The organism is Pseudomonas sp. GW821-FHT01C01, from assembly GCF_059422645.1.
Map to the genome: position 1 here is coordinate 67,105 of NZ_JBWKXF010000027.1, position 9,260 is coordinate 76,364.

A 9,260-nucleotide genomic window follows, 5' to 3' on the forward strand; every position below is an offset into this window, starting at 1 on the left:
GCCGCAGACTAAAAAGGCGCCCTCGGGGCGCCTCTCCAGTCATCTCTGAGCTTAGCGCAGAAATCAGTGGTGATGGCCACCTTCGCCATGGACGTGGCCATGAGCGATTTCTTCCTGGCTGGCGTCACGGATAGCAACGATCTTGACCTGGAAATTCAGGCGCTGGCCGGCCAACGGGTGGTTGCCGTCAACGGTGACGTCGTCGCCGTCCAGATCACGGATGGTCACGATCTGCATCTGGCCGTCCGGAGCGGAAGCATGGAACTGCATGCCCACTTCCAGTTCGTCGACGCCTTCGAACATGCTGCGGCTCAGGGTGCTGACCAGTTCGGCCGCGTATTCGCCGTAAGCGTCTTCAGGTTCAACGGCTACGGTCAGCTCGTCGCCGACAGCCTTGCCTTCCAGAGCCTTTTCCAGGCCCGGGATGATGTTGCCTGCGCCTTGCAGGTAGACCAGCGGCGCGCCGCCGGCGGAGCTGTCGATGACCTCACCAGCGTCGTTGGTCAGGGTATAGTCGATGGAGACAGCCTTATTGGCGGCGATCAGCATGGGGCGAGACCTTTTGCATAAGAAGATTGAAAGGCCAAGTTTAGCGAAGCAATCGTCCGAAAGCGAACACAACCCGGACAGACGGGATTCGACGATCACTGGCTTCCATCAGGACGAGGACGGACACTGGGTGGCCGAGCTTTCCTGCGGCCACACCCAACACCTGCGGCACCAGCCGCCATGGCAATCCCGGGCCTGGGTCATGGACCCTGCGCAGCGCTGCGAAAAAATAGGCCAACCCTTTGCCTGCGGTTGGTGCGCACAAGGCTCGGTTAGCGATAACCTTGGCGACTGAATTTCGGTAATCGACCAGCCATAGGTCGTGACCATTGCCATGCACCTTCCAGAGAATCCGCATGCAAACTTTTTTTATCGCGCCCACCGATTTTGGTGTGGGTCTGACCTCCATCAGCCTCGGGCTGGTGCGTACCCTTGAGCGCGCCGGCCTCAAGGTCGGCTTTTTCAAACCGATTGCCCAGCCGCATCCGGGCGACACGGGCCCGGAACGTTCCACCGAACTGGTGGCGCGTACCCACGGCTTGAAACCGCCTCAGCCACTGGGCCTGGCGCATGTCGAGCGCATGCTCGGCGACGGCCAGCTCGATGAATTGCTCGAAGAAATCATCGCCCTTTATCAGCAAGCAGCCATCGGCAAGGACGTGCTGATCGTCGAAGGCATGGTGCCGACCCGCAGCGCCAGCTATGCCGCGCGGGTCAATCTGCATCTGGCCAAGAGCCTCGACGCCGAGGTGATCCTGGTCTCTGCACCGGAAAACGAAGTGCTGACCGAGCTCTCCGGCCGCGTCGAGTTGCAGGCGCAATTGTTCGGTGGCCCGAAAGACCCGAAAGTCCTCGGTGTGATCCTCAACAAGGTCAAGACCGACGAAAGCATGGACGCCTTCGCCACGCGCCTGAAAGAGCATTCGCCGTTGCTGCGCAGTGGTGATTTCCGCTTGCTCGGCTGCATTCCGTTCCAGCCGGAACTGAACGCCCCGCGCACCCGCGACGTCGCCGACCTGATGGGCGCGCAAGTACTCAACGCCGGTGACTATGAAACCCGGCGCATGACCAAAATCATCATTTGCGCCCGCACCATGCGCAACACCGTGGAGCTGCTCAAGCCCGGCGTGCTGGTGGTGACCCCCGGCGACCGCGACGACATCATCCTCGCCGTCAGCCTCGCGGCCTTGAACGGCGTGCCGCTCGCCGGCCTGCTGCTGACCAGCGACACCCTGCCCGACCCACGCATCATGGACCTGTGCCGGGGCGCCCTGCAGGCCGGGTTGCCGGTACTGTCGGTGAGTACCGGTTCCTATGACACCGCCAACCTGCTCAATGGCCTGAACAAGGAAATCCCCATCGACGACCGCGAACGCGCCGAAATCATCACCGATTTCATCGCTGGTCATCTCGATGCCGACTGGTTGCATCAGCGCTGCGGTACACCTCGGGAGATGCGCCTGTCGCCAGCGGTTTTCCGCTATCAATTGATCCAGCGTGCCCAGGCGGCCAACAAACGCATCGTGCTGCCCGAAGGCAGCGAGCCGCTGACCGTACAGGCCGCCGCGATCTGCCAGGCCCGTGGCATTGCACGCTGCGTGTTGCTGGCCAAGCCCGAGGACGTGCAAGCCGTCGCCCGCGCCCAGGGCATCGAATTGCCACCGGGACTGGAAATCATCGATCCGGACTCGATCCGCGAGCGTTATGTCGAGCCGATGGTCGCGCTGCGCAAAAGCAAAAGCCTCAATGCGCCGATGGCCGAGCAACAACTGGAAGACACCGTGGTCATCGGCACCATGATGCTGGCCCTGGATGAAGTCGACGGCCTCGTGTCGGGCGTGATCAACACCACCGCCAACACCATCCGCCCGGCCCTGCAGCTGATTAAAACGGCGCCGGGCTGCACCCTGGTGTCGTCGGTGTTCTTCATGCTGTTCCCGGAAGAAGTGCTGGTCTACGGCGACTGCGTGATGAACCCGCACCCGAGCGCCAGCGAACTGGCCGAGATCGCCCTGCAAAGCGCTGACTCGGCCGCCGCATTCGGCATCACGCCACGGGTGGCGATGATCAGCTACTCCAGTGGCGACTCGGCCAGCGGCGAAGAGGTCGAGAAGGTCCGCGAGGCGACCTTGCTGGCGCACGAACAACAGCACTCGCTGCTGATCGACGGCCCCTTGCAGTACGACGCCGCCGCCAACGAAAGCGTGGCCCGGCAATTGGCGCCGAACAGTCAGGTGGCCGGTCGTGCCACGGTGTACGTGTTCCCCGACCTCAACACCGGCAACACCACGCACAAAGCCGTGCAGCGCAGCGCCGACTGCGTCAGCCTCGGGCCGATGCTGCAGGGCCTGCGCAAACCGGTGAACGATTTGCCGCGCGGCGCGCAGGTCGATGACATCGTCTACACCATCGCCCTGACCGCGATTCAAGCCGCCAATCGACCTATGGATGTGTAAATGCTGGACTTCCTACCTGCTCCGCTGCGGGGCGTGATCGCCTCGCTGCTGTTGGCACTGAATACGATTTTGCTCTGCTCGTTCCTGTTCTGCGTGGCACTCGTCAAGGTATTGCCGTTCGCCTTCACCCAGCGCATCGCGGGCTGGCTGATGAGCCATACCCACGAAGCCTGGATCAGCATCAACAAAGGCTGGATGAACCTGGTGCGCCGCACCCGCTGGCACATCAGCGGTCTGCAGGGCCTCGACTATCAGCACTCGTACCTGATCACCAGCAACCACCAGAGCTGGGTCGACATCCTGGTACTGCAATACGTGCTCAACCGGCGCATTCAACCGCTGAAGTTCTTTCTCAAACAGGAGCTGATCTGGGTCCCGGTGATCGGCCTGGCCTGGTGGGCGCTGGGCTTTCCGTTCATGAAGCGCTACTCCAAGGCCTATCTGGAGAAGCATCCGGAGAAAAAAGGCAAGGACCTGGAAACCACCCGCAAGACCTGTGCGAGGTTCCGCGACAACCCGGTAGGCATTTTCAACTTCGTCGAAGGCACGCGCTTCACCGAGGGCAAGCACAAGCAACAGCAATCACCCTTCAAGTACCTGCTCAAGCCCAAGGCCGGTGGCATTGCCTTTGTGCTGGATGCGATGGGCGAACAGCTTGAATCCCTGGTCAACGTGACCATCCACTACCCCGCCGGGCGTCCCGGTTTTTGGGATTTGTTGTGCGGGAACGTTGCGGACGTGGTGGTGCACTTTGAAGAGCTGAGGATTCCGCCGCAGTTCATCGGCAAGAACTATGACCAGGACGGCGAATACCGCCTGCAGTTTCAGGGCTGGATCAATCAGTTGTGGCAGGACAAGGATGCGTTGCTGGAGCAGATGCATCGCGAATATCCAAAGCAACACTGACACCCTGTGGGAGCGGGCTTGCTCGCGAAAGCGGTGGATCAGCCAGCTTCAATGTTGAATGGCACACCGCATTCGCGAGCAAGCCCGCTCCCACATTTGATCGAGTCGATCTCAAATAAAAAAGCCCGCCGATGATCACTCATCGGCGGGCTTTTCACTTCGACTGAGGCTTAAATCGCCCCACGCTCACGCAGCAGAGCCAGCACTTGCTTGACGCCTTCTTCCAGCGACACGGACTGGGTGTCGATCACCAGGTCGGCATCCAGCGGCACGTCGTACGGGAAGGATTCGCCCGGGATGTTATCCCCGGCCGCCGCGTACAGGCCTTGCGGATCACGCTCGGCGCAAACCGTCGGCGAAGCCTGGACGTAGACTGTCAATAGACGCTCCTTGCCGATCAGCTCCCGGGCCTGTTCACGACCTTCGGCACTCGGCGCAACGAACGCCGCCAGGGTCAGCAGGCCGGCTTCGTTGAACTGACGCGCAACGTGCGCCGCACGACGCCAGTTCTCGGTACGCCCGGCGCGATCCTGCGGCAGACCTTTGTTCAGGTCGTGACGCAGGTTCTGGCCATCGAGTACGAACACCGCACGGCCCAGGTCGAACAGCTTGCGCTCGACGGCATAGGCCAAGGTGCTTTTGCCCGCGCCCGACAAGCCGCTGAACAACACAGTGGCCGGTTGCTGGCCGAAACGCTGTGCGCGCTCTTCGGTGGCGACATGAGCCAGTTTGCCGTGGTGCGTGCTGGTGCCATGTACCAACGGTTGGGCAACGATCATGCCGGCACCGACGGTGCCGTTGGTCAAGCGGTCGATGATGATGAACGCGCCAGTGGTGCGGTTGCTGTCGTAACCGTCGAGGGCAATCGGCGCATCGAGCGCGATCTTGACCTTGCCGATTTCGTTCAGCTGCAACGCGCTGGCCGGGCCTTCTTCCAGGGTGTTCACGTCGACCTTGTTGACGATACTGGCGATGGAACCCGGCACGTAACTGGTGGCGCGCTTGAAGTCGTATTTCTTGCCCGGCAGCATCGGCTCTTCAGCCATCCACACCAGCATCGCTTCGAAGCTGTCGGTCACCGGCGGCACGTTGTCGGCGTGAACCAACAGGTCGCCACGGGAGATGTCGATCTCGTCTTCCATGGTCAGCGTTACAGCCTGACCAGGACCGGCGTGCTCCAACTCACCTTCGAAGGTGACGATGGATTTCACGCGGCTGCTCTTGCCCGACGGCAGTACCACGACTTCGTCGCCCTTCTTGACGATGCCGCTGGCCAGCGTACCGGCGAAGCCACGGAAGTTCAGGTTCGGACGGTTGACGTACTGCACCGGGAAACGCAGGTCGGTGAAGTTGCGGTCGCCCGCCACTTCCACGGTCTCGAGGATTTCCATCAGCGACTGACCGGTGTACCACGGCGAACGCTCGGACTTGTTCACCACGTTGTCGCCCTTCAATGCCGACATCGGCACGAAGTGCATGCTGGTGGGCTTCAGCTTCAAGCCTTCGGCGAACTGCAGGTAGTCGGCCTTGATCGACTCGAACACGCCCTGGTCGAAGTCCTTGAGGTCCATCTTGTTGATGGCCACAACGATGTGCTTGATGCCCAGCAGGGACGCGATGAAGCTGTGGCGACGGGTCTGGGTCTGCACGCCGTAACGGGCGTCGACCAGGATGATCGCCAGGTCGCAGGTGGAAGCACCGGTGGCCATGTTGCGGGTGTACTGCTCATGGCCGGGGGTGTCGGCGATGATGAATTTGCGCTTGGCGGTGGAGAAATAGCGGTACGCGACATCAATGGTGATGCCTTGTTCACGCTCGGCCTGCAGGCCGTCGACCAGCAACGCCAGGTCGATGTCTTCGCCGGTGGTGCCGACTTTTTTCGAGTCGCGGGTGATCGCTTCCAGGTGATCTTCATAGATCATCTTGGAGTCGTGCAGCAGGCGCCCGATCAGGGTGCTCTTGCCGTCGTCGACGTTACCGCAGGTCAGGAAGCGCAGCAGCTCTTTACGTTCGTGCTGGCCCAGGTAGGCGAGGATGTCCTCGCTGATCAAATCAGATTGATGCGACATGACAGCCCCTTAGAAATAACCTTGACGTTTTTTGTCTTCCATCGAGCCGGCGCCATCGTGATCGATGACACGGCCCTGGCGCTCGGAAGTTCGCGTCAGGAGCATTTCCTGAATGATGTCCGTGAGGCTTTCGGCCTCGGACTCCACCGCGCCCGTCAACGGGTAGCAACCAAGGGTACGGAAACGCACTTTCTTTTTGACGATGCGGGCTTTGTCTTCGTCGCTCAGGTGCTCGAGGATGCGCTCGTCGTCGATCATGATCAGCGTGCCGTTCTTCTCGATGACTTCGCGCTCGGCGGCGAAATACAACGGAACGATCGGGATGCCTTCAAGGTAGATGTACTGCCAGATGTCCAGCTCGGTCCAGTTCGACAGCGGGAAGACACGGATCGACTCGCCCTTGTTGACCTTGCCGTTGTAGACGTTCCACAGCTCGGGGCGCTGGTTTTTCGGGTCCCAGCGGTGCTTGCTGTCGCGGAACGAGTACACGCGCTCCTTGGCGCGGGATTTCTCTTCATCGCGACGGGCGCCGCCGAATGCTGCGTCGAAACCATACTTGTCGAGTGCCTGCTTCAGGCCCTCGGTCTTCATGATGTCGGTGTGCTTGGCGCTGCCGTGGGTAAACGGGTTGATGTCTTGCGCCACGCCGTCCGGGTTGACGTGGGTGATCAGGTCGAGGCCCAGCTCGGCGACCATCTTGTCGCGGAAGCTGTACATCTCCTTGAATTTCCAGCGAGTGTCGACGTGCATCACCGGAAACGGCAGCTTGCCGGGGAAGAACGCCTTGCGCGCCAGGTGCAGCATCACGGCGGAGTCTTTACCGATGGAGTACAGCATCACCGGGTTGTCGAACTCGGCGGCCACCTCGCGGATGATGTGGATGCTTTCCGCCTCCAGCTGTTTCAGATGCGTCAGTTTGTCGACCATGGCTACTCACGAAAGCTTTCTTATGAACGGCCAGCGGGCCGTGTTCGAGCGGGGATCCTAGCACAGCGACCTCTTCTAATCAGGACGCCAACTAGATCGAAAGAGCATATGAATATGCCTGCCCGTTTGGGTTTCACGGTACTTGTAGGAGCTGGCTTGCCAGCGAAGGGGCCGCAGAACGTTGCGGTGATTAACAGGACGCCTTCGCTGGCAAGCCAGCTCCTACAGGAGAGCGTGAAATCAAATCGGATTCGGGCAATCGATGAAGATGTGCTCCAGCGCAAAGCGCCGCGCCAGGTAATCCCCCAGCGCCTGAACGCCATATCGCTCGGTCGCGTGGTGACCGGCGGCGATGAAGCTGATGTCGTTTTCCCGGGCACTGTGGAAGGTTTGCTCGGAAGCCTCGCCGCTGAGGTACAGATCGACGCCTGCCAGAATGGCCTGGTCGATGTAACCCTGGCCGCCACCCGTGCACCAGCCGACGCGACGGATCATTGCGCTGCCTTCGATCAACAGCGGCTCACGGCCCATCACTTCCTGGACGCGGCGGGCGAAATCCCGGGGCGTCATCGGGTCATTCAGCGAGCCGACCAGGCCGACAATCTTCAGATTGTCCGGGTCCAGCGGCCCTTCGACGGTGATGTCTAGCTGACGCGCGAGTTGCACGTTATTGCCGACGTCCGGGTGCAGATCCAGCGGCAGGTGATAGGACAACAGGCTGATATCGTGCTTGAGCAAGGTCTTCAGGCGACGCTGTTTCATGCCGGTGATGCACGGATTTTCACCTTTCCAGAAATAGCCGTGGTGCACCAGCACCAGATCGGCATTGGCTTCCACGGCAGCATCCAGCAAAGCCTGGCTGGCGGTCACGCCACTAACGATGCGCATCACCTGCGGCCGCCCCTCGACTTGCAGGCCGTTGGGGCAATAATCGGCAATTTTCGAACTGCCGAGGTAACGGTCGGCTTCTTCGACCAGGGTGCTCAGGGCGACGGCCATAAAAGACTCCTAAATATCCCGTTCAGAGGCGCGCGCGGCCTCGTATAATGCGCGTCATTATGAGCGGTCTTATACCGCCTGCAACTCTCTCAGGACGTGCTTAATGCTCAAGGCGCTGCGTTTTTCCGGCTGGCCGCTGTTGGCTGGCGTGCTTGTCGCTCTGCTAATCATCCAGCGTTACCCGCAGTGGGTCGGGCTTCCAAGCCTCGATGTCAATCTGCAGCAAGCCCCGCAAACCACCAGCATGCAGCAGGGTCCGGTGTCCTACGCCGACGCGGTAACCACCGCCGCGCCGTCGGTGGTGAACCTGTACACCACCAAAGTCGTCAACAAACCCAACCATCCGTTGTTCGAAGATCCGCAGTTCCGCCGCTTCTTTGGCGACAACTTGCCCAAGCAGAAGCGCATGGAGTCGAGCCTCGGCTCCGGCGTGATCATGAGCCCGGAAGGCTACATCCTGACCAACAACCACGTAACCAGCGGTGCCGACCAGATCGTTGTGGCCCTCAAGGACGGTCGTGAAACCCTGGCCAGGGTGATCGGCAGCGACCCGGAAACCGATCTCGCGGTACTGAAAATCGATCTGAAATCCCTACCGTCGATTACCGTCGGTCGCTCCGACAACATCCGCATCGGCGACGTCGCGCTGGCCATCGGCAACCCGTTCGGCGTCGGCCAGACCGTGACCATGGGCATCATCAGCGCCACCGGGCGCAATCAATTGGGCCTGAACAACTACGAAGACTTCATCCAGACCGATGCCGCGATCAACCCGGGTAACTCTGGCGGCGCGCTGGTGGATGCCAACGGCAACCTGACCGGCATCAACACGGCAATCTTCTCCAAGTCAGGCGGCTCCCAGGGCATCGGTTTCGCGATTCCGGTGAAGCTGGCGATGGAAGTGATGAAGTCGATCATCGAGCACGGCCAGGTAATTCGTGGCTGGCTGGGTATCGAAGTACAGCCGCTGACCCAGGAACTGGCCGAATCGTTCGGTTTGTCCGGGCGTCCGGGCATTGTCGTGGCGGGGATTTTCCGTGATGGTCCGGCACAGAAGGCCGGCCTGCAACTGGGTGACGTGATTCTTGCCATCGATGGCGAACCGGCCGGTGATGGCCGTCGCTCGATGAATCAGGTGGCGCGGATCAAGCCGACGGACAAGGTCACGATCCAGGTGATGCGCAACGGCAACGAACTCAAGCTGACCGCGGAAATCGGTTTGCGTCCGCCACCGGCACCGGTCCAAGAGAAAGAAGAAGAGTAACTGGCCAACACACAAACCCTTGTGGGAGCGGGCTTGCTCGCGAAAGCGGTGTGTCAGTCGACGCAGAAGTTAACTGACACACCGCCTTCC

General features: G+C 60.9%; 8 protein-coding genes. 4 read left to right on the top strand and 4 right to left on the bottom strand.

Translation table 11 applies throughout. The features are described 5' to 3' along the window. Positions 1-63: 63 nt before the first annotated feature. The gene (locus AC07XF_RS17510) at positions 64-549 is read right to left on the bottom strand and encodes an FKBP-type peptidyl-prolyl cis-trans isomerase (RefSeq protein WP_007942189.1); all 486 of its coding nucleotides are present in this window, start codon (positions 547-549) and stop codon (positions 64-66) included. Here AC07XF_RS17510 and AC07XF_RS17515 point away from each other — a divergent pair. The 3 genes from AC07XF_RS17515 (at position 518) to yihG (ending at position 3,911) form a co-directional block, all read left to right on the top strand. Beyond that, on the top strand, positions 518-844 hold the full coding sequence (locus AC07XF_RS17515) for a DUF3565 domain-containing protein (RefSeq protein WP_495027428.1): 327 nt from the start codon (positions 518-520) through the stop codon (positions 842-844). The genes AC07XF_RS17510 and AC07XF_RS17515 overlap by 32 nt on opposite strands. A 61-nt stretch (positions 845-905) precedes the next feature. Next, positions 906-3,005: a phosphate acetyltransferase gene (gene pta / locus AC07XF_RS17520; RefSeq protein ID WP_495027429.1), complete on the top strand. Its 2,100-nt coding sequence runs from the start codon at positions 906-908 to the stop codon at positions 3,003-3,005. Next, entirely contained in the window at positions 3,006-3,911 is a 906-nt protein-coding gene (yihG, locus tag AC07XF_RS17525) for a 1-acylglycerol-3-phosphate O-acyltransferase, YihG family (protein ID WP_495027430.1), read from the top strand. It begins immediately after the preceding gene. 170 nt (positions 3,912-4,081) lie between these two features. Here the strand turns inward: yihG and cysN are convergent, their stop codons facing one another. The 3 genes from cysN to AC07XF_RS17540 form a co-directional block, all read right to left on the bottom strand. Next, the gene (cysN, locus tag AC07XF_RS17530) at positions 4,082-5,980 is read right to left on the bottom strand and encodes a sulfate adenylyltransferase subunit CysN (RefSeq protein ID WP_495027431.1); all 1,899 of its coding nucleotides are present in this window, start codon (positions 5,978-5,980) and stop codon (positions 4,082-4,084) included. Between the two features lie 9 nt (positions 5,981-5,989). Next, on the bottom strand, positions 5,990-6,907 hold the full coding sequence (gene cysD / locus AC07XF_RS17535) for a sulfate adenylyltransferase subunit CysD (RefSeq protein ID WP_008046199.1): 918 nt from the start codon (positions 6,905-6,907) through the stop codon (positions 5,990-5,992). A 240-nt stretch (positions 6,908-7,147) separates the two neighbouring features. Further along, entirely contained in the window at positions 7,148-7,906 is a 759-nt protein-coding gene (locus tag AC07XF_RS17540) for a Nif3-like dinuclear metal center hexameric protein (RefSeq protein WP_495027432.1), read from the bottom strand. Positions 7,907-8,009: 103 nt separating this feature from the next. Here AC07XF_RS17540 and algW point away from each other — a divergent pair, with 103 nt between their 5' ends. Further along, on the top strand, positions 8,010-9,170 hold the full coding sequence (gene algW, locus AC07XF_RS17545) for a Do family serine endopeptidase AlgW (RefSeq protein WP_495027433.1): 1,161 nt from the start codon (positions 8,010-8,012) through the stop codon (positions 9,168-9,170). The last annotated feature ends 90 nt before the right edge of the window (positions 9,171-9,260 follow it).